We start from the raw sequence: 20,548 nt of genomic DNA on the forward strand, positions 1-20,548 counted from the left end.
GCGGTCCGCATGACCCGAACGGCCCAGGTGGGCCGGCCCGGGGTCCGGGCCGGCGCGCGTCACTGCGCGTCGGCCCTGGCGGGGTCGACGGGTGCGGCGGGCGCGGGCAGGGTGGCGCGCGCGCTGAGGTCGCCGATGCCGTAGACGAGCCGGCTGCGGTCGGCCGAGTAGCGGGTCTCGATGACCCGGACGGGCCCGCGCCGGTCGTAGGTGACGCGGGTCTGGACCATCAGCGGCACGCCGGGGCCGCCCTGGAACCACTGGGCCTCCTCGGGGCCGGGCATCCGGGCGACCAGGTGGTCGACGGCGCCGATCTCGGTGCGGCCGAGTTCGTTGAGGACGGCCTCGTCGCCGCCCTCGACCGGGTCGGGTTCCATCAGCGGGGTGCCGGCGGCGAGTCCGGCCCGGTAGTGGCTCTCCTCGATGGAGTACGGCTCGCGGTCGAGCAGGCGCAGTTGGCGGCGGACCACGATGGCCTCGCCGGGGCGCAGTCCGAGCCGTTCGGCGATGTCGACCCGGGCCCGGACGATCATCATCTCGAAGTCGGTGGTGAGTTCGCGGCCGGCCTCGGCGGCCTCGCCGAGGTAGACGGCGGAGGGCACGGCCAGGCAGTCCCGGGGGGCGGGGGCCAGGGTGGGGCCGTAGGCGCGGTGGTCCAGGACGGGGTGTTCCCGCAGGTAGGTGCCCTTGCCCTGGAGGCGGACCAGGCGGCCTTCGTTGACCAGGACGTCGACGGCGAGCCGGACGGTGTTGCGGGCGACTCCGTACTGGCGTTCCAGTTCGCTCTCGACCGGGAGTGCGGCGTCGGCGGTGAACTCGCCCTCGGCGATCCGGCGGCGCAGGTCGGCGGCGAGACGCTGGTATTTGGGGGATTGGGCGGTGCCCCGGGGGATTGTCACCCGAGTGAATGTAGCGAGCGCGATGGCGGGGTTTCAGCCGTTTCCGGCAATGTCGTCCGCGCGGGTTGACGACGGCTTCGGGACGGCGGGCGGTGGTAGCAGAACTGGCCCGTCCGGCCACGAACATCCGATCGTGGCGGATTCGGAAAGGAAGGGAAAAGAAAAACGGGGGCGCGCGGGATAACCCGCACGCCCCCCATTCGTCGGGGATTACCAGCGCGCCGCCGACGGCAGCGGTCCGCCGTACCAGAGCTCGACCAGGTGGCGCGCGATCGAGATCCCGGAGGGCGGCAGGATCTCCCCCCCCTCCATCCCGGCCCGCAGCTCCTCGCGGGAGAACCAGCGCGCCTCGGCCAGTTCCTCGCCGTCCACGGTGATCGCCGTGCCGCCCGGCAGCGCCCGGCCCGTGAAGCCGAGCATCAGGCTCGACGGGAAGGGCCAGGGCTGGCTGGCGACGTAGCGCACCTCGCCGACCTGCACGCCGGCCTCCTCGTGCACCTCGCGCACCACCGCCTGCTCGATCGACTCCCCCGGCTCGACGAAGCCGGCCAGGGTGGACCAGCGGCCCTCCGGCCACAGCGCCTGGCGGCCGAGCAGGCAGCGGTCCTGCTCGTCGGTGATCACCATGATCACCGCCGGGTCGGTGCGCGGGTAGTGCTCGGCCGCACAGGAGGTGCAGCGCCGCACGTGCCCGGCGCCGGCCTTCTCGGTCGGGTGCCCGCAGCGCGAGCAGAAGCTGTGCAGCCGGTGCCAGTGCTCCAGCGCCACGGCGTGCACCAGCAGTCCGGCGTCCCGGTCCGACAGCAGCGCGCCGACCTCGCGCAGTCCGGCCGGGCGGGCGTCGCCGTCCAGCCGCCCGGGCAGGCTCTCACCGGCCAGCGCGAAGTACGAGACGCCGTCCTCGTCAGTGCCGAGGAAGTACCGGTCCCCGGTCTGCGGCGCCTCGAAGGAGGGCATCAGCACGAGTTCGGTGCCCTGCGCGGTGTCGACGACGAACGCCTCGCCGCCGGCGATCGGCAGCACCCGGGTGGCCGGGTGGCTCCAGGCGGCGGCCAGCCAGGGCTCGTCGAGCCGGTGCTCGGCCGCCCGGTCCACCCCGGCCCGGGCCAGTGCCAGGTTCAGTGGGCGTTCGGTCTCAGGCACGGTGCTCACTTCGTTCCATCCCCACGTGATGAATCATCCGGATGAGTGATCTGACTGCCATGGTGTGCCCGCGCGGGGTCACGCGCCGGGCCGGAAGTTCTCGGCCAGGTCCCCCCACAGGTACGCGGCCGTCTCCACGCCCTTGGCCAGCAGGTCCAGTTCGACCTTCTCGTTGACCGAGTGCCAGCCGTCCGAGGGCACCGAGATGCCGAGGAACAGCACCGGCGCGCCGAGCACGTCCTGGAGGTCGGCGGCCGGGCCGGAGCCGCCCTCGCGGGTGAAGAGGATCTTCTGCCCGAAGGCCCGGCCCATGGCGCGGACGGTGGACTGCAGCGCCGGGTGGTCCAGCGGGGTCAGGCAGGGCCGGGTCGCGCCCGGGAAGGTCAGCTCGTGGCGGACGCCCTCGGGCACCCGCGCGGCCACCCACTCCCGGACGGCCTCGCGCACCTTCTCCACCTCCTGCCCGGCGACCAGCCGGAAGGACAGCTTGAGGTGCGCCGAGGACGGCACGATGGTCTTGCCGCCGGGGCCGGTGTAGCCGCCCCAGAGGCCGTTGACCTCGGCGGTCGGGCGGGCCCAGACCCGCTCCAGGGTGGAGTAGCCGGCCTCGCCCCGGGTGCCGTACGACTTGGCGACCCTGAGCCACTGCGCCTCGTCGAAGGGCAGTTCGGCGAACAGCTCGCGCTCGCGGTCGGTCAGCTCGATCACGCCGTCGTAGAAGCCCGGGATGTCCACCCGGCGGTCGGCGTCGTGCAGGCCGGCCGCCAGCTCGGCGGCGACCTGCGCCGGGTTGGGGACGGCGCCGCCGAAGGAGCCGGAGTGGATGTCGGTGTCCGGGCCGTACAGGTCGATCTGGGCGTCGGCCAGGCCCCGCATGCCGGTGCAGACGGTCGGCGTGGTCTCGGACCACATGCCGGTGTCCGAGATGACCACCACGTCGGCGGCCAGCCGCCCGGCCTCGCGCCGGACCAGGTCGGCGAAGTGCGGCGAGCCGGACTCCTCCTCGCCCTCGATCAGCAGCTTGAGGTTGACGGCCGGCGCGGTGCGGCCGGTCGCGGCCAGGTGGGCGCGCACGCCCAGGGTGTGGAAGAACACCTGGCCCTTGTCGTCGGCCGCGCCGCGGGCGAACAGCCGTCCGCCGACCACAGTCGGGGTGAACGGCTCCGTGTCCCAGCCGTCCTCCTTGGCGGCGGGCTGCACGTCGTGGTGCCCGTAGACCAGGACGGTCGGCGCGGACGAGTCCCCGGAGGGCCACTCGGCGAACACCGCCGGCAGGCCGTCGGTCTCCCACACCTCGGTCACCGGGAAGCCGGAGTCGCGCAGCTTGGCGGCCAGCCACTCGGCGGAGCGCCGCACGTCGCCGGCGCGGGCCGGGTCGGCGGAGACCGAGGGAATGGCCAGCCACTCGGAGAGGTCGGCGAGGAAGCCGGCCTGGTGCTGGTCGATGAAGGAGCGGACGACGCTGTCCGGAGTTCTCGTCATACGGACGACTTTAGTTCGCCCGTGCGGGTGCCCGCCCCGGCCGTCCGGCTGCCGGGCGCCGTCGGGGCTGTAACCTCCGTCACCCCCGCCCGCGCCCCCGGAGTGGAGGGGGCGCGGACGGGGGTGACGGGAGGGTGCGCGAACCTCAGCCGGAGCGGCGCAGCAGGGAGATCCGCGAGCGGGTGAGCAGCGCGGCCAGGCCCGCCGCGAGCACCGGCAGCGCCACCACGGTGACCGCGATGGTGAGCCACGGGAGGACCACGACCGAGTTGTTGGCGATCGTCTCGGCGCTCATCCCGGGGACGGAGGTCGCCACGCCCTGGACCTTGCGCAGGGCCACCGCCGGCACGATCCCGCAGACGGTGCCGAGGAGGGTGCCCATGGCGGCGATCACCCCGCACTGGAAGCCGGAGAGCGTGCGCCGGATCCGGGGCTCGGCGCCGACCGCCGCGAGGGTGGTCAGGTCGCGCTGGGAGTCGGCGGCGGCGAGTCCGGTGGCGATGCCGGCCGCGCCGAGGGCGACGATGCCGGCGAAGATCGACAGGCCGAGGCCGATCAGGTCGGACCTGGACTGGTAGCCGCGCTCGATCGAGAGGACGTCCTGGTCGGTGAGCTTGGCCAGCGCCCCGTTGGCCTTCTGCTGGGCGCCGTCGGAGGGCGAGCTGTCGGGCAGCCAGACCGAGCCGGCCGGGGAGGTGGTGAGGCCGAGCCGGGTGGCGGTGTCGGGGCTGATCACGGCCTGGCCGCTGGCCGGCACCACCGCGGACGCGAGGACGGCGTCGACGGAGATCTCGGTGTGGCCGCGCTTCCGGGGGGACGGCCCGTCGGTCTCCTCCATCGGATCGTTCAACCCGACCGCGACCTTGCCGTCCTTGAGGTACTTCGCGTCGAAGACCACGGCCTTGCCGGCGGCGAGGGCCTGCCCGGCGGCCGGGTCGGTGACGCCGTAGAGGTTGCGCAGCAGGGTGGCGTCGCCCGCGGAGAGGTTGCTGAAGTGGTTGCCGCGGTGGCCGATGCCCTGGCAGCGCGGGTCGGTGCCGAGGATGCGTTCCGTCTCGTCGGTGCTGCGCTCGGTGTCGTCGAGGGCGGGGCAGCGCAGTTCCTTGGGCAGTTCGACCTGGATGTAGCCGCAGCCGCTGCCGCCGTCGGCACAGTCGCCCTTGTAGTCGACGCGCTGGATGTCGGCGCGCGATCCGAGGGCGGGGATGTTGCGTTCCACCGCGTCGCGCATCTGCGGCAGCAGCTTGCCCTCGGAGGCGGGCAGCCATCCGCTGCCGAGCATGACGGCGCCGGAGGGGGCGGCGGCGGTGTACTCGCGGCGGTTCCCCTCGTCGTAGCTGGCGAGGTAGACGCTGACCGCGACGGTGCCGGCGACGGCGGCCATCACGGCGGCGACGGCGGGCGCGGTGCGGCCGCGGTGGCGCACCGAGTCGCGCAGGGCGAGCCGGGGGCCGAGCGAGAGCCAGCGGCCGAGCCGGCCGAACAGGCCGACCAGGTAGGGCGTCAGGGCGACCATGCCGAGTTCGGCGACGGCCGAGCCACCGAGGACGGACAGGCTGCGGTTGGCGAAGCCGCTGGTGGCGCCGAGCAGGGCGAGCGCGGAGCCGCCGCCGAGCATCAGCAGGCCGAGCAGGGCGAGCTTGCGGCTCGGGGGCTTGAGCGAGTCGCGGCCGGTGAGCGCGGCGACGACGTCCTGGCGGGAGGCCTGGACGGCGGGCACGACGGCGGCGAGCAGGCCGGTGACCAGGCCGACCAGGAGCACGCCGAGCAGGTCGAGCGGCTGGAGGTTGAAGTGGCCGAAGCGCTGGCCGGCGTACTCCTCGGCCCGGGTGCGCAGCAGGGCGACCAGGCCGATGCCGAGTCCGAGGCCGACGACGGCGCCGGTGATACCGAGGACGATGCCGCCGCCGAGGACGACGGCGCGGATGTTGGCGCGCTCACCGCCGCCGGCGGCGAGCAGTCCGAGCTGCCGCCGGGAGCGCCTGGCCCCGACGGCGAAGGCGGGGCCCGCGAGGAGGACGATCTCCAGCAGGGCCATGCCGACGACGGTGGCGAGGATGACGACGGAGGTGCGGTCGAGGTAGCCGGGGGTGGGGCCGCCGTGCTTGTCGGCCTCGACGTAGTAGGGGACGTCGGCGCGGGCCGGCGGGTCGAGCAGGACGGCGCGGGAGGCGAGGGTGAAGCCGTAGCCGCCCAGTTCGGTGACCTTGGGCCAGTCGAGGGTGCCGGAGGGGAGCTTGACGAGCCAGCGGGTGGGCGCGTCGGAGCCGGCGTTGCGGCTGCGGTCGGCGCCGGGGAGCTTGGCGAGCTTGCTGATCAGGGTGCCGGGCCGGGCGATGATCTCGGTGGCCGTGAGTTCGCTGGGGTACTCGACGACGCCGGTGATGGTGAAGGGGGTGTCCTCCAGGCCGCGGACGGCGGTCTGGTCGCCGATCTTGAGGCCGGAGCGGGTGAGGAAGTCCCGGGTGACGGCGGCTTCGCCGTCGGTGGCGGGGGCGCGGCCCTTGACCAGGTTGACCCGGCCCTTCCAGATCGGGTCGGTGAGGTCCAGCTCGGTGGTGCGGGTGCTGAGCAGGCCCTGGGAGCTGCCGGCGGCGGTGTAGGGGCCCTGCCGCTCGGGCACGAGGACGGTGCCGGGCGGGAGCAGCTGCTTCGCCAGTTCGACGGGTTCGGTGTTGAGGCTGCGCTGCTGGGCGGGGGTGTACTGGGGGGCGGCGCCGTTCTTCGCCTCGTCCTTGGCGTTCTTGGTGGACATCCCCTTGTCGGGGTCGGGCGCCTGGAGGACGATGGCGCCGCGTTCGAGCATCTGCAGTTCGCCGTCGGCCTGGCCCATGACGCGCACGACGTGTTCGGCGGGTTCGAGGTCGGCGCTGCGGAAGACCACGTCGGCGCCGGTGACGCCGAGAACGGGCAGTGCGACCATGGCGATCACCAGGGCGCTGCGGCCCTTGGCGCGCAGGGCGTCGCGGCGGGCGATGCGCAGGGCGACCCGCCAGGCGCTGAGCTTCACTCGTCCACCTTCATGCTGTTGGTGGCGGCGCTGACGAGCAGGCTGGCGGCGTCCTGGCTGACGCTCTCGTCGACCATGCGGCCGTCGCGCAGGAAGACCACGCGGTCGGCCCAGGCGGCGTGCCGGGCCTCGTGGGTGACCATCATGGCGGCGGCGCCGGCGTCGCAGCGGGCGCGCAGGACGGCGAGGACGGCCTCGCCGGTGGTGGAGTCGAGGGCGCCGGTGGGCTCGTCGGCGAGGACGAGGCGGCGGTCGCCGATGAGGGCGCGGGCGATGGCGACGCGCTGCTGCTGGCCGCCGGACATGTCGTCGGGGAAGCGGTCGGCGAGCTCGGGGATGCCGAGTTCCTCCAGGGCGGCGAGCGCCTCGCGGCGGGCGGCGCGGGCGGAGAGGCCGTCGAGTTCGCGCGGCAGCGAGATGTTCTCGCCGGCGGTGAGGGCGGGGATCAGGTTGTAGTCCTGGAAGACGTAGCCGATGGAGCGGCGGCGGACCTGGGCGAGCTGCTTGCGGTTGAGCCCGCCGAGGGCGGCGCCCTCGACGAGGACCTGGCCGGTGGTCGGGGTGTCCAGTCCGCCGGCGAGGGTGAGGAGCGTCGACTTGCCGGAGCCGGACGGGCCCATGACGGCGACGAACTCGCCGGGGTGGACCTTGAGGTCGATGCCGCGCAGGGCTTGGACCTCCGCGGCGCCTTGGCCGTGGACTCGGGTGACGTTCTCCAGGTGCAGTACCGGCGTCTGCCGGGCCGGGTCGGTGTGGGACATGGTTCCCCCCTTGTGCTGGTGGTGGGCTCGGCGTCGGGTCCGGGCCGGTGGTTCGGGCGGGCCGTCGCGGTCAGGTGCGCGAGCGGCGGCCGTCGCGGGTTCGGGTGCGCGGGCGACGGCGGGCGGGGTCAGGTGCGCGAGCGGCGGCGGGCGGGCCGGGCGGCCGTGGCGCCGCCGTCGCGGGCGGCTTCGGCGGCGCGGGCCTGTTCGGTCTCCGCGTGCTGGTGGAGTCGGGTCTCGCAGTGGTCGAGCCAGCGGATCTCGGCCTCGGTCTGGAAGATCAGCTGGTCGAGGACGAGCAGCCAGGCCAGGTCGTTGCTCGCGGACGGCGCGATGCCGGGCCGTGACTCCCCGGCCAGCGCGCGGCCCTTGAGCCGGGTGTAGTCCTGGAGCGCCTTGATGCTGTGGCGGCGCTGGCCCTGGACGACGGCGGAGACGTCCACCCCGGGGACGGTGACGGCCATGGCGAGCTTGATGGCCAGTTCGTCGCGCGGGGGGTTGGTCCGGGGCACCGGGGTGTCGAACCAGGCCCGCAGCTCGGTGCGTCCCTCGTCGGTGACGGCGTAGAACTGGTGGCCCTCGTCGTCCTCTCCGGCGGGCTCGACCAGGCCGTCCCGTTCCAGTCGGGACAGCGTGGTGTAGACCTGCCCGACGTTGAGCGGCCAGGTGGCGCCGGTGCGCGCCTCGAACTCGGTGCGCAGTTGGTAGCCGTAGCGCGGGCCCTGGTCGAGCAGGGCGAGCAGACCGTGTCGGATGGACATACTCAGTATGTATACCCGGTATGCCCCACAGGCTCAAGCCGCGCCCCCTCCCCCGGCGAACGGGTACCGTCGTGCGGTGTGAGCCAGTTGCGCATCGCCACCTTCAACCTGCTGCACGGTCAGCCGCTCGCCCCGGACGGCGCCCCGCGGCCCTACCCCGCCGACGCCGGCGGGCCGCTGGCGGAGGCGGTGGCCGCGCTGGACGCCGACGTGCTGGCCCTCCAGGAGGTCGACCGCCACCAGTCCCGCTCCGGCGGCACCGACCAGACCGCGGTGGCCGCCAAGGCCATGGGGGCCGCCGACTGGCGGTTCGCCGCCGCCCTGCACGGGCGCCCGGCGCCGGTCGCGGGCTGGGTGCCGGAGCCCTCCGTGCCCGACGGCCTGCGGGTGTACGGGCCCGGCGACGTCGGCGACGGCGCCCCGCCCTCGTACGGCACCGCACTGCTGACCCGGCTGCCGGTGCGGCACTGGCGGGCCCGCCGGTTCGCCCCGGCCCCGTTCGGACTGCCGCTGCGGGTGGCCGGCCGGCGCGGGCTCACCCCGGTGCCGGACGAGCCGCGGGCGGCGCTGGCGGCCGTGCTGGAGGGCGACCACGGCCCGTTCACCGTGGTGGCGGCGCACCTGTCCTTCGTCCCCGGGTGGAACATGGCGCAGCTGGCCGGCATCCGGCGGTGGATCGCGGACCTGCCGCAGCCGTACCTGGTGCTGGGCGACTTCAACCTGGTCGGCGCGGTGCCGCGCACCGTCCTCGGCGGGGCGACCGCACTGGAGCGCACCGCGCCCCGGGCACGGGTCCGGGAGCTGCGGGCGGCCCGGCGGGCCCGGCCGGCCCTGGCCGAGCCGCGCCGGCGCCGGGTGCGCGAGCCCCGCCCCCGTCTGCAGGGCTGGTACGACCTGGCCCGCACCCCGACGTACCCCTCGCACCGCCCGGCGGTGCAGTTCGACCACGTGCTGGCGGTCGGCGTGCCGCGCGCCGCGGTCGGCCCGGCGGCGGCGCCGCGCGCGGCGGTGTCGGACCACCGGCCGCTGCTGGTGGAGGTCTCGCTCTAGTGCGGGCCCAGCACGGGACTAGTGCCGGGTCAGGACGCCGTGCTGGTGCGGTAGTTGGGTGCCGGCGGCGGGGGCCGGCGCGTACTGGAGGAGCAGCATGGCCGCGTCGTCGCCGAGTTGGCGGCCGACGTGGCGCACCACGTCCTCGTGCAGGCGCTGCAGGACGTCCGCCGGGCGGCCGTCGGCGCAGCGCGGGAGGCGCTCGGCGAGCGGGTAGAAGGCGCCGGAGCGGTCGCGGGCCTCGATCACCCCGTCGGTGAACAGCAGGACCCGGTCGCCGGGCCGCAGTGCCACCCGGTGCACCGGCGGCCGGACGTCGGCCGGGTCGAGGACGCCCAGCGGCGGGACGGTCTCGGCGAGTTCGAGCGGCCGGACATCCCCGCCGCGCAGCAGCAGCGGCGAGGGGTGGCCGCAGTTGACCAGTTCCGCGGTGCCGTCCGCCCCGACGCCGATCAGCACCAGGGTGACGAACTCCTCCTCCACGCCCGGGTGGTCGTTCTCGTGCAGGGCCCGGTCGAGGCTGACGGCCAGCCAGCCGGCGACCCGGTCCAGTGCGGGCTCCTGGTGCGCGGCCTCGCGGAAGGCGCCGAGGACGGCGGCGGCGGTCTCGACCGCGCCGAGGCCCTTGCCGCGGACGTCGCCGACCACGGCCCGCACCCCGTGCCGGGTGTTGACCACCTCGTACAGGTCGCCGCCGATCCTGGCGTGCGCGGCGGCGGCCTCGTAGTGGACGGCCGCCTGGACGGTGCCGACCCGCTCGGGGACGGGCCTCAGCAGCACCCGGCGGGCGATCGAGGCGACGAGCTGGGCGTCGGCCAGCGCCCGCTCCTGGCGCAGCCGCAGGGTGGCGCTGACCCAGCCGATCAGCGCGACCAGCAGGATCGCGAAGACGCTGGCGGCGTGCACGGACTGGTCGAGCGCGTCGCTGCGGAAGGCCATCAGGAAGGCCACCGCCTCGGTGAAGAGGCCGATGGCGAGCGGGTACCAGGTTCGGTGGCTGACCACGGCGGCCAGCGCGGGGACGGCGGTGAGGGCCGGTTCGACCGTCACCTCGGTGTTGCTGACGAAGTCGAGGGCGACGATCAGCGCCATGCCGATGAAGGGCAGCGCGAGCGCCGTCCTCGGCCAGGTGCCGGTCGTGCCCGGAGCGGGTCCCGGGGTCGGCCCGGTGAACCGCTCTCTGATCCATCCGGTCGCGCTCAACGTCGTTACTCCAGCAGAAGACGCCGATGCCCTGGGGCACCTGCGGTGATGACTGAGGGTTAGGGAATGCGGGCCTCGCTGGCGGCCGGAGCACGGGGGTTGACCGGTTACCGACCCCACAATAGGCACGAAACGTGCATGACGCACAGGTTTCGGGCGCTGCCGTGATGACTTGAATGCTCTGCGTGACTCATTCTTCACTGTTCCCGATCAGGAGCCGTTCCAACTCTTTTCGGTCGGGAAGTCCTGCCGGACGGACGATCCGCCCGCTGCGGACGTACAGGAAGGAAGCCGTGACCTGCTCCGGCGGAACGCCCGCCTGCTCGGCCCAGGCGATCCGGTAGACCGCGAGCTGCAACGGGTCGGCAGTCTCCTCGCGGTGGGTCTTCCAGTCCACCACTTCGTAGCGTGACGCGCCACCGGCTACTGACGTCACGTCACCGTCCCGGTAGACCGCGTCGATCCGGCCGCGCACCACCCGCCCCCCGAGCACCAGCTGGAACGGCGCCTCCACCCGGTGCGGCCGGCGCTGGGCGTACGGGGTGCGCAGGAACGCCTCCTTGAGCTGCTCCAGGTCCTGCTCGTCCTCGATGCCGTCGTCGTCCGCGCCGGGCAGCGCGCCCGGCTCGATCAGCAGCAGCGGTTCGATCCGGGACTGCACCCAGGCGTGGAAGCGGGTGCCCCGCCGGGCGGCCGGCTGCGGCGGGCGCGGCATCGGCCTGGCCAGGTCGCGCGCGAAGCCGTCCGGGTCGGCGGCCAGGCGCAGCAGTTGGGTGGCGGACAGCGCGGCGGGCAGCGGCACGTCGCGGGCGGTGCGCCGGGAGCGCTCCAACTCGCCCAGCAGCGCGGTGAGGTCGCGGTCCCAGGAGGCCGCCTGGCGCTGGTCCTCGGCGGCCATCGGCTCGGGCTCGGGGGCGGGCGCGCCGGCCAGCCGGGCGTGCACCACCTCGGCGACCCGGCGGCGGGCCAGCTGGGCGGCCGGGTCCAGCGGCAGCGGCCAGGGGTGCTCGACGGGGGCGGCCAGCGCCGGGTTCTCGGCGCCCTTCTCCGGCTGCTCGGCCCAGTGCTCGACCTCCCCGGCGCCGGGCCGCTCGCAGTGCTCGCGCAGCTGCTCCAGGAAGGCGGACGGGCCGCGGACGGTCTTCTGGCTGGGCCCCCACCAGTGCCCGGAGGCCAGCAGCAGCGTGCGCGGGCGGGTGAACGCGACGTAGCCCAGGCGCAGTTCCTCGGTGCCGGAGTGCTCGGCCAGCTGCCGTTTGAACGCGGTCATGGCCTTGCCGTCCCACCCGCCGCGCACGTCGGGCAGGGTGTCCGCGTCGCCGCGCAGGGCGTGCGGGAGCACCCGCTTGCTGCTGGTCCAGCGCTCGCGCGAGGTGGTGGACGGGAACGAGCCCTTGACCAGGCCGGGGACGGCGACGACGTCCCACTCCAGGCCCTTGGACTTGTGTGCGGTGAGCACCTTCACGGTGTCCTCGCCGCCGGGCAGGCTGCTGTCCAGGCCGCGCTCGTACTCCTGGGCGGCGCGCAGGAAGCCGAGGAAGGCGGCCAGGCCGGGGTCGCCGTCGAGGTCGGCGAAGGAGGCGGCGACGTCCAGGAAGGCGTGCAGGGTCTCGCGCCGCCGGGCGGCCAGCGCCTGCGGGGAGGCGGCGAGTTCGACCTCCAGACCGGTGACGGCCAGCACCCGGTGCAGCACGTCCATCAGCGGGTCGGCGAGCGAGCGGCGCAGGTCGCGCAGCTCCTGGCCGAGGCGGGCCAGGCGGACCCTGGCCTCGGCGGAGAAGGGCAGTTCGTCGGGCTGCTCCGCGTCGAGGAAGGTCTCCACCGCGTCGGCGAGCGAGACCACCTCGGTGGGGTCGGCCTCGGCGACGGCCGCCGTCAGCGCCTCCACGCCCTCGGGTCGGTCGGTGCGCACCAGGTCGGCGGCCCGGCGACCGAGCAGGGCGAGGTCGCGCGGGCCGATCCGCCAGCGCGGGCCGATCAGCAGGCGCACCAGCGCGGCGTTGGCGGTCGGGTCCTGGAGCACCTCGCAGACCGCCACCAGGTCGGCCACCTCGGGCAGTTGCAGCAGCCCGCCCAGGCCCACCACCTCGACCGGCACCTCGCGGGCGACCAGGGCCGCGTGGATGTCCGGGAAGGCCGCGCCGCCGCGGCACAGCACGGCGATCCGGCCGGGCGCGGTGCCGGTGCGCACCAGGTGGGCGATCGAGTCGGCGAGCCAGTCGACCTCCTCGGCGTGGGTGGGCAGCAGCGCCGCCCGCGCGTAGCCGTCCTGCTCGGCGCCGGGGGCCGGGCGCAGCGCCTCGACGCCCTCGTGCATGGCCCGCAGCGGCGCGGCGAGTTCGTTGGCGAAGGCGAGCAGCCGCCCGCCGCTGCGGCGGTTCTCGCTGAGCGCGTAGCGGGCGGCGGGGCGGCCGTCGGCCTTCGGGAAGTGCCGGGGGAACTCGTCGAGGTTGGCGACGGAGGCGCCGCGCCAGCCGTAGATCGCCTGGCAGGGGTCGCCGACGGCGGTGACGGGGTGGCCGCTGACGGGGTGGGCACCGCCCGGTCCCCCTGGGCCGGCGCCGAACAGGCCGGCCAGCATCAGCCGCTGGGCGACCGAGGTGTCCTGGTACTCGTCGAGCAGCACGACCCGGAACTGGCCGCGGAGCAGCGCGCCGACCTCGGGCCGCTGCTGGGCGAGCCGGGCGGCGGCGGCTATCTGGTCGCCGAAGTCCATCAGCCCGGCGGCGTGCTTGCGGCGCCGGTAGTCCTCGACCAGGCGCAGCAGCTCCAGCCGGGCCCGGGCGGTGGCGGGGACGGCCCGCAGGTCGTCGTTGGTGAGCTTGACGGTGGCGAGGGTGTCCAGCAGGTCCTCGTCGTGGGCGCGCAGGGTGTCCGGCTCGACCAGGTGCTCGGCGAGTTCGCCGTCCAGGGCGATCAGGTCGGCGACCAGGTTGGCGAAGGTGCCGGTGAGCGCGGGGAACGGGCCGCGGGCGGTGCGCAGCACCTTGGCGGCGAGCTGGAAGCGGGTGGCGTCGGCGAGCAGCCGCACGTCGGGTTCGATGCCGATCCGCAGGCCGTGCTCCTTGAGCAGCCGGCCGGCGAAGGCGTGGTAGGTGGAGATCTCCGGTTCGCCGAGCGGCTCCGCGCCGTCCTCCCCGGTGACACCGGCCCGCAGCAGGGCGGTGCGCACGCGTTCGGCGAGTTCGCCGGCGGCCTTGTTGGTGAAGGTGAGGCCGAGCACCTCCTCGGGCCGGACGGCGCCGGAGCCGACCAGCCAGACCACCCGGGCGGCCATCACCGTGGTCTTGCCGGACCCGGCGCCGGCCACGATCACGGCCGGTTCCAGGGGGGCGCCGATGGCCGCCATCTGCTCCCGGTTGAACGGGATGCCCAGCAGCTCCTTGAGCTGGTCGGGATGGCTGAGCACGGCGGTCACCCCGCAACGTTAACCGGAGCGGCGGACAACCTTCACTCGACGAGTTGCGCCCCGTCCCGCTGGGCGGAGCAGCTGCGGCGGAAGGTGCAGCGGTCGCAGCCGCCGCCGGTCTGCGGGACGAAGCGCTCGGCGAGGACCCGGCCGGCCGCGTCGGCGAGCAGGTTCTCGATCCACGGCTCGCCCTCCGGCGGGTCCTGCCGCTGCACCTTGGGGGCGTCCTGGGCGGCCTTGGCGGCGGGCTCGCGCAGGTGGACGAGTTCGGCGCCGCCGGTGGCCGGGGGGCGGTCGGCGAAGCCGGGCAGCTCGTTGAGGGCCCCTGCGCGGACGGCGAGCTGGTAGACGGCGAGCTGCTTGTGCTCGGGCAGCGACCTGTCGGTGGGGATCTGCTTGCCGGTCTTGAAGTCGACGACGTAGGCGCGCCCGGCCGCGTCCTTCTCGACCCGGTCCATCGAGCCGCGGATGCGCACCGAGACGCCGCCGGCGTCGAGGGTGACGTCGAAGCCGTGCTCGGTGGCGACGAGGTCGCGGCCGCGTTCCAGCACGTGCCAGTTGAGGAAGCGCTCCAGGGCGGCACGGGCCTGGGTCTTCTCCTGCTGGGACTTCCAGGGCGCGTCGAAGGCCAGCGCGTCCCAGACGGTGTCCAGGCGTTCCATCAGGACGGCGAGGTCGGCGGGGGTGCGCCCGGAGCCGACCTCGTCGGCGAGCGCGTGCACGACGTTGCCGAAGCCCTGGGCGGCGGAGCCGGCTGCGCGGGCCTTGACCTCCTTGTCCAGGAACCACTGCAGCGAGCAGTTCTCCAGTTGCTCCAGGCCGCTGCCGGACAGCCGCACCGGCAGGTCGGCGCTGCGCAGCGGGTCGGGGGCGGCGGTGGCGTCGGCCAGGCCCCACCAGCGGTCGGGGCGGGCGGCGGGCACCAGTGGCAGGCCCTCGTCGTCGGTGGCGGCGGCGAGCAGGGCGAGCCGTTCGGCGGCAGCCCGGCGCAGTTCGGGCGAGCGGGCCGGGTCGACGGTGACGGCCCGCAGTTCGGCGACCAGTGCGGCGACGGACAGCGGGCGGCGCGGACGGTGGGTGACGTCCTCGACGACGACCGGCGGGGTGCGGCGCACGACCCTTCCGGTGCGCGGGTCGACGTCCTCGCGGTAGAGCTCGCGCAGGAAGCGGGAGGGCTCGTCGCCGTCGTCGGCGGGGGCCTTGACGGCGGTGACGATCAGCCGCTCCCGGGCGCGGGTCGCGGCGACGTAGAAGAGCCGGCGCTCCTCGCCGAGCAGGGCGCCCGGGGAGAGCGGTTCGGCGAGGCCGTCGCGGCCGATCCGGTCGGCCTCCAGCAGGGAGCCGCGGCGGCGCAGGTCGGGCCAGAGGCCGTCCTGGACGCCGGCGACGACGACCAGGCGCCACTCCAGGCCCTTGGAGCGGTGGGCGGTCATCAGCCGGACGGCCTCGGGGCGCACGGCCCGGACGGTGAGGGTGTCGGCGGCGATGTCCTGGGCGTCGAGCTCGGCGAGCAGGTCGAGGGCGCCGCGGTGGCCGGTGACCTGTTCCTCGGCGCGGGCGGCGGTCTCGAACAGGGCGCACAGCGCGTCGAGGTCGCGGTCGGCGTTGCGGCCGGCGGCGCCGCCGCGCAGGGCGGCCCGTTCCAGACGTTCGCGCCAGCGGCGGCTGCCGTCCCACAGCTCCCAGAGCGCCTCCTCGGCGGTGCAGCCGCCGGCGAGGCGTTCGCGGACCTTGCGCAGCAGGGTGCCGAGGTCGCGGGCCCGGCGGGCGTGGGCGGGGTCGAGGGCGATCAGCCGCTCGGGTTCGGCGAGGGCCTCGCGCAGCAGGTCGCCGGCCGGGCGCGGGGCGGCCGGGTCCCCGTCGGCGCGCAGGGCGGCGCGTTCCTCCTCGCGCAGGGCGCGGCCGAGGCGGCGCAGGTCGGAGCCGTCGAGGCCGCCGAGCGGGCCGGTGAGCAGGGCGTGGGCCAGGTCGGTGGTGAGCGGGTCGGGTGTGTCGGGGTCGCCGTGCCGGTCGCGGGCGGCCTGCTCGGCGCAGACCCGCAGGGCGAGCAGCAGGTGGGCGACGGCCGGCTCCTCGCGCAGCGGCAGGTCGTCGCCGTCGATCTCCAGCGGGACGCCGGCCGCGCTGAGCGCCCGCCGTACGCCGGGGATGGAGCGGGCGCCGGCCCGGACCAGGACGGCCATCTCGCCCCAGGGCACGCCGTCCTCCAGGTGGGCGCGGCGCAGCAGGTCGGCGATCGAGTCGAGTTCGGCGCCGGGGGTGGGGTAGGTGTAGACCTCGGCCCGGCCGCCCTCGCGGGAGGGCAGCAGCGCGCGGTGCTGGGCGAGCTTGTCGGCGGGCAGCCGGCCCATCGGCATCCGCCGGGCGAGTTCCCGGGAGGCGGCGAGCAGGACGGCGCCGGAGCGGCGGGAGACGCGCAGCACCTTGACGTCGGCGGGTTCGCCGTCGGCCCGGCGGAAGGTCTGCGGGAAGTCGAGGATGCCGTTGATGTCGGCGCCGCGGAAGGCGTAGATCGACTGGTCGGGGTCGCCGACCGCGACGAGTTCGCGACCGCCGCCGGCCAGCTGGCGCAGCAGCCGGACCTGGGAGGGGTCGGTGTCCTGGTACTCGTCGACGAACACCACCTCGTAGCGCCGCCGCAGTTGCTCGGCGACCTCGGGGCGTTCGGCGAGCAGGACGGCCCGGTGGACGAGTTCGGCGTAGTCGAGGACGCCGCGCAGGTCGAGCACGTCGAGGTAGTCGGCGAGGAAGTGCGCGGCGGCGGCCCAGTCGGGGCGCTGGACGCCCTGGGCGAAGCGCTCCAGTTCGGCTTCGCCGAGGCCCAGCTCGCGGCTGCGGGCGAGGACGGCACGGACCTCGTCGGCGAAGCCGCGGGTGGTCAGGCAGGCCCGCAGGTCGAGCGGCCAGTGGATCCGGGAGCTGCCGAGTTTCGCGTCCTCGGCCCCGCCGGCCAGCAGTTCGCGGACCATGACGTCCTGCTCGGGGCCGGAGAGCAGCCGCAGCGGTTCGGCGTAGTCCTGCGGGTCCTGGTGGGCGCGCAGCAGGGCGTAGCTGAAGGAGTGGAAGGTGGTGGCCTGGGGGGCGGCCGAGGAGGAGCCGAGCCGGGCGGACATCCGGTCGCGCAGTTCCGTCGCGGCCTTGCGGCTGAAGGTGAGGACGAGGATGCGCTCGGGGTCGGTGCCGTCCTCGATCCGCCGGGCGACGGCCTCGACCAGGGTGGTGGTCTTGCCCGTCCCGGGGCCGGCGAGCACCAGCAGCGGCCCGCCGCCGTGCTCGACCACGGCGCGCTGGTACTCGTCCAGCACGGGTGGGGCGGGCTGGACGAGCGGGCTGCGCACGAGCCGGTACGGGGAACTCACGGAGGCGGATCCTGGGGTTGTGCTGGAGGCGTGGCCGGGCGGGCCCGCCGGGGCCCGCCCGTATCGAGCCTACGATCCTGCCCCGTCATTCCCGTCGGCGCGGCGGTTTCGCGGCATCCCCGGTCCGCGGCGACCCGGTCCGCGGCGGCCTCGTCGCGCGTTCCGCGGCGGCCTCATCGCGCGGTGCCCGGCTCCCGTCCGTCCCAGCGGGCCCGGCGCAGGTCGACCCGGGGCGGGTCGGCGAGTTCGCGCAGCGGGGTGCCTTCCTCGCCGTAGTGGGCGAGGGCGCGGTGCTCGTGCCCGGGCAGGAAGCGGCCGTCGGCGCGGATGACCCGCCACCAGGGGACCGAGCCGCCGTACAGGGCCATCACCCGGCCGACCTGCCGGGGGCCGCCCTGGCCGAGGTACTCGGCAACGTCCCCGTAGGTCATCACCCTGCCGGGTGGAATCCGCTCGGTCAGGTCGAGCACCAGTTCGGCGAAGGGCGGCAGGGTGTCCGGGAGGCCGTCGTCTGTTACGTCCGTCACCTGCGGCATTCTTCCTCACGGGGGCGCACCCGCGGCCCCGTACGAACGATCCGCCGCGCCCGATCCGGCCCCTGTCCAGCACGGGGCGCCGAGGCATGCCACCATCTTCGGGGCGGTGAGTGGTGATACGAGGACAAGACCAGATGACCGGGACGGCTGACGTGGGTGTGGACGAGGACTCCGACGAGTCCGCCGCCGCCGTGCCCTCGGCTCCCGGTGGTGGGCCCGCGACCGGGCCGACGCCGGAAGTCTCCCTGATCAAGGACCTGACGATCAAGACCCCCGCGCCCGCCGAGGCCTCCGAAGAACCCGCCGAAGCCGCCGAACCCGCCGAGGCCCCCGGGGAACCGGCCGTCCCCGGACCGGCGGCTGCCGAACCGCCGGCCCGGCGCCCGCTGCCCGACTACCACGACCCGCTGGACGGCACCCCGCACCTGGACGTCGACGAGCCACTGCTCGCCGCCCGGGCGCACCGCCCGTCCGACCTGATCCGCTTCCTGGCCGGCGTCTTCGGCATAGTCGCCGTCTTCGTGCTGGCGGGCATCGCCACCTCGACCACCACCGGCATCGAACAGGACATCGCCACCAACGCGCCGCACTTCTCCGCGGTGCTCTCCACGATCACCGGCCTGCTCTCCAGCGTCGCGGTGCTCGCCGTGCCGCTGGCCTTCGCGGTCGAGCGGCTGATCAAACGCGACGGCCTGCGGGTCGCCGACGGCGTGCTCGCCTCGGTGCTCGCCTACGGCGTCTCGCTGGGCATCGACTGGTGGGTGGCCGAAGGCGCCTCCGACCACATCCGGGACGCGCTGACCAGGCTGCCGATGGACAGCAACGGCACCCTCACCGACCCGGTGCACGGCTACCTCGCCCCGGTGATCGCCTACATGACCGCGGTCGGCATGTCGAGCCGCCCCCGGTGGCGGGTCGCCCTGTGGGTGGTGGTGGTCTTCAGCGGGATCACCGAACTGCTCGGCGGCTACACCACCCCGCTGTCGCTGCTGCTCACCGTCCTGATCGGCTGGTCCGTCGCGTACGGCACGCTGTACGCGATCGGCTCCCCGAACATCCGGCCCACCGGCCAGCACCTGATGATCGGCCTGCGCAAGGTCGGCTTCACCCCGGAGAGCGCCCACCGCGCCCCGGACGCGCCCGGCGGCACCCGCCGCTACTACGTCACCCAGCAGAGCGGCCCGCCGCTGGACGTCCACATCATCGACCGCGAGCAGCAGGCCTCCGGCTTCTTCTACCGGGCCTGGCGGCGGCTGCGGCTGCGCTCGGTGGCGGTGCGCCGCAGCCCGCAGTCGCTGCGCCAGGCGCTGGAGCAGGAGGCCCTGATCGCCTACGCGGCGGCCGCGTCGGGCGCCCGCGCGCCGCAGCTGGTCGCCACCTCCGAGCTGGGTCCGGACGCCGCGATCCTGGTCTACGGCAAGGTCGAGGGCCGCATCCTGGACGAGCTCTCCGACGAGGAGGTCACCGACCAGGTGATGGCCTCGCTCTGGGAGTCGGTGGCGGCCCTGCACGAGCGCCGGATCGCCCACCGCCGGCTGACCGGCGAGTCGCTGCTGGTGGTGGACGAGAAGACGGCCTGCCTGGTCAACCTCTCCGGCGGCGACATCGCCGCCACCGACCTGACGCTGCGCATCGACGTCGCCCAGCTGGTCACCACCTTCGCGCTGCGGATCGGCCCGGAGCGGGCCGTCGCCACCGCCAACGCGGTGCTCGGCGCCGACCGGGTCGCCCAGGCGCTGCCGCTGCTCCAGCCGGTCGGGATGAGCCGCTCCACCAGGGTCGACCTCGCGCGGCTCACCAAGGAGCGCAAGACCGTCGCCCGGGCCAGGGCGCTGGAGCAGGTCGCGGCCGGCGAGCGCACCCAGCAGCAGGCCGAGGAGGACATCGCGGTGGCCGGCGAGGACCTGCTGAGCCGCATCCGCGGCCAGATCCTCCAGATCGCCCCCGAGGCGCCGATGGAGCCGGCCAAGCTGGAGCGGCTGAAGCCGAAGAGCCTGATCATGGTGATCGCGCTCACCTTCGCCGCCTACCTGGCGCTGACCACCATCAAGCCGGCCCAGCTCAAGCTCTCCCAGATGGACTGGGTCTGGGCGGCGGCGGCCCTGCTGGCGGCCGCGTTCAGCTACGTCGCCGCCGCGATGAGCCTGACCGGATTCGTCCCGGAGAAGCTGCCGTTCCGGCGCACCGTCGCGGCCCAGCTGGCCGGCTCCTTCGTCAAGCTGGTCGCGCCCGCCGCGATCGGCGGCATCGCGCTCAACACCCGCTACCTGCAGAAGGCCGGGATCCGCTCCGGCCAGGCGGTGGCCTCGGTCGGCGCCTCCCAGCTGGCCGGCCTGGCCGGGCACCTGCTGCTGCTGTTCAGCTTCGGCCTGATCACCGGCAGCCAGACCAACGGCGACCTGTCCGCCTCCCGCGCGGTGATCATCGGCGTGCTGACCGCCGCCGTGCTCGCCCTGGTGGTGGCGGCGGTCGCGCCGCTGCGCCGGTTCGTGCTGGGCCGGCTGCGTTCGCTGTTCTTCGGCGTGGTGCCGCGGATGCTCGACCTGATGCAGACGCCCAGCAAGCTGGTCACCGGCTTCGGCGGCATCCTGCTGCTGACCCTGTCCTTCACCGCCTGCCTGGACGCCTCGGTTCAGGCCTTCGGCGGCGACGTCAGCTTCTCGGCGGTCGCGGTGGTCTTCCTGACCGCCAACGCGGCCGGCTCGGCGATCCCCACCCCGGGAGGCATCGGCCCGGTCGAGGTCGCCCTGATCGGCGCCCTGACGGTCGCGGACGTGTCGCCGGCGGTCGCCACCCCGGCGGTCTTCCTCTACCGGGCGCTCACCTTCTGGCTGCCGGTGCTGCCGGGCTGGATCTCCTACAACGTGCTGCAGCGCCGCGGCGCGCTCTGACGTCCACCGGATACGCGGAAGGGCCCGCCGAGGCGGGCCCTTCC

The 20,548-nt window shown here is 74.9% G+C and carries 12 protein-coding genes; 2 read left to right on the forward strand and 10 right to left on the reverse strand.

Annotated elements, in window-relative coordinates:
* Positions 1-59: 59 nt before the first annotated feature.
* The 6 genes from OG556_RS13165 to OG556_RS13190 all read right to left on the reverse strand — a co-directional run bounded on the left by OG556_RS13165 (position 60) and on the right by OG556_RS13190 (position 8,056).
* Positions 60-899 (reverse strand): GntR family transcriptional regulator, encoded by an 840-nt coding sequence (locus tag OG556_RS13165; protein WP_371517216.1) that lies wholly within the window; start codon positions 897-899, stop codon positions 60-62.
* A gap of 210 nt (positions 900-1,109) precedes the next feature.
* Positions 1,110-2,051: an NAD(+) diphosphatase gene (nudC, locus tag OG556_RS13170; protein WP_371517217.1), complete on the reverse strand. Its 942-nt coding sequence runs from the start codon at positions 2,049-2,051 to the stop codon at positions 1,110-1,112.
* Positions 2,052-2,120: 69 nt separating this feature from the next.
* Positions 2,121-3,524: a dipeptidase gene (locus OG556_RS13175; protein ID WP_371517218.1), complete on the reverse strand. Its 1,404-nt coding sequence runs from the start codon at positions 3,522-3,524 to the stop codon at positions 2,121-2,123.
* A gap of 145 nt (positions 3,525-3,669) precedes the next feature.
* Positions 3,670-6,534 (reverse strand): FtsX-like permease family protein, encoded by a 2,865-nt coding sequence (locus OG556_RS13180; RefSeq protein ID WP_371517219.1) that lies wholly within the window; start codon positions 6,532-6,534, stop codon positions 3,670-3,672.
* Positions 6,531-7,295: an ABC transporter ATP-binding protein gene (locus OG556_RS13185; RefSeq protein ID WP_371517220.1), complete on the reverse strand. Its 765-nt coding sequence runs from the start codon at positions 7,293-7,295 to the stop codon at positions 6,531-6,533. Before OG556_RS13185 ends, OG556_RS13180 begins: the two co-directional genes overlap by 4 nt.
* A 128-nt stretch (positions 7,296-7,423) precedes the next feature.
* Complete coding sequence (locus OG556_RS13190) at positions 7,424-8,056, reverse strand: PadR family transcriptional regulator (RefSeq protein ID WP_371517221.1); 633 nt, start codon at positions 8,054-8,056, stop codon at positions 7,424-7,426.
* 78 nt (positions 8,057-8,134) lie between these two features.
* Between OG556_RS13190 and OG556_RS13195 the strand changes: the two genes are divergently transcribed.
* Positions 8,135-9,106: an endonuclease/exonuclease/phosphatase family protein gene (locus tag OG556_RS13195; protein WP_371517222.1), complete on the forward strand. Its 972-nt coding sequence runs from the start codon at positions 8,135-8,137 to the stop codon at positions 9,104-9,106.
* An 18-nt stretch (positions 9,107-9,124) separates the two neighbouring features.
* On the opposite strand, the gene OG556_RS13200 is transcribed toward OG556_RS13195, so the two are convergent.
* From OG556_RS13200 to OG556_RS13215, 4 genes are all read right to left on the reverse strand, one after another.
* Positions 9,125-10,309 (reverse strand): PP2C family protein-serine/threonine phosphatase, encoded by a 1,185-nt coding sequence (locus tag OG556_RS13200; protein ID WP_363586732.1) that lies wholly within the window; start codon positions 10,307-10,309, stop codon positions 9,125-9,127.
* Between the two features lie 190 nt (positions 10,310-10,499).
* A complete protein-coding gene (locus OG556_RS13205; RefSeq protein ID WP_371517223.1) occupies positions 10,500-13,727 on the reverse strand; it encodes a UvrD-helicase domain-containing protein in 3,228 nt (1,075 codons plus the stop codon).
* Positions 13,728-13,759: 32 nt separating this feature from the next.
* On the reverse strand, positions 13,760-17,077 hold the full coding sequence (locus OG556_RS13210; protein ID WP_363586734.1) for an ATP-dependent DNA helicase: 3,318 nt from the start codon (positions 17,075-17,077) through the stop codon (positions 13,760-13,762).
* A gap of 173 nt (positions 17,078-17,250) precedes the next feature.
* Positions 17,251-17,613 (reverse strand): MGMT family protein, encoded by a 363-nt coding sequence (locus OG556_RS13215; protein WP_371517224.1) that lies wholly within the window; start codon positions 17,611-17,613, stop codon positions 17,251-17,253.
* 134 nt (positions 17,614-17,747) lie between these two features.
* Between OG556_RS13215 and OG556_RS13220 the strand changes: the two genes are divergently transcribed.
* The gene (locus OG556_RS13220) at positions 17,748-20,504 is read left to right on the forward strand and encodes a lysylphosphatidylglycerol synthase transmembrane domain-containing protein (RefSeq protein WP_363629524.1); all 2,757 of its coding nucleotides are present in this window, start codon (positions 17,748-17,750) and stop codon (positions 20,502-20,504) included.
* The last annotated feature ends 44 nt before the right edge of the window (positions 20,505-20,548 follow it).

It is taken from the genome of Kitasatospora sp. NBC_01300 (assembly GCF_041435235.1).
Taxonomy (GTDB): domain Bacteria; phylum Actinomycetota; class Actinomycetes; order Streptomycetales; family Streptomycetaceae; genus Kitasatospora.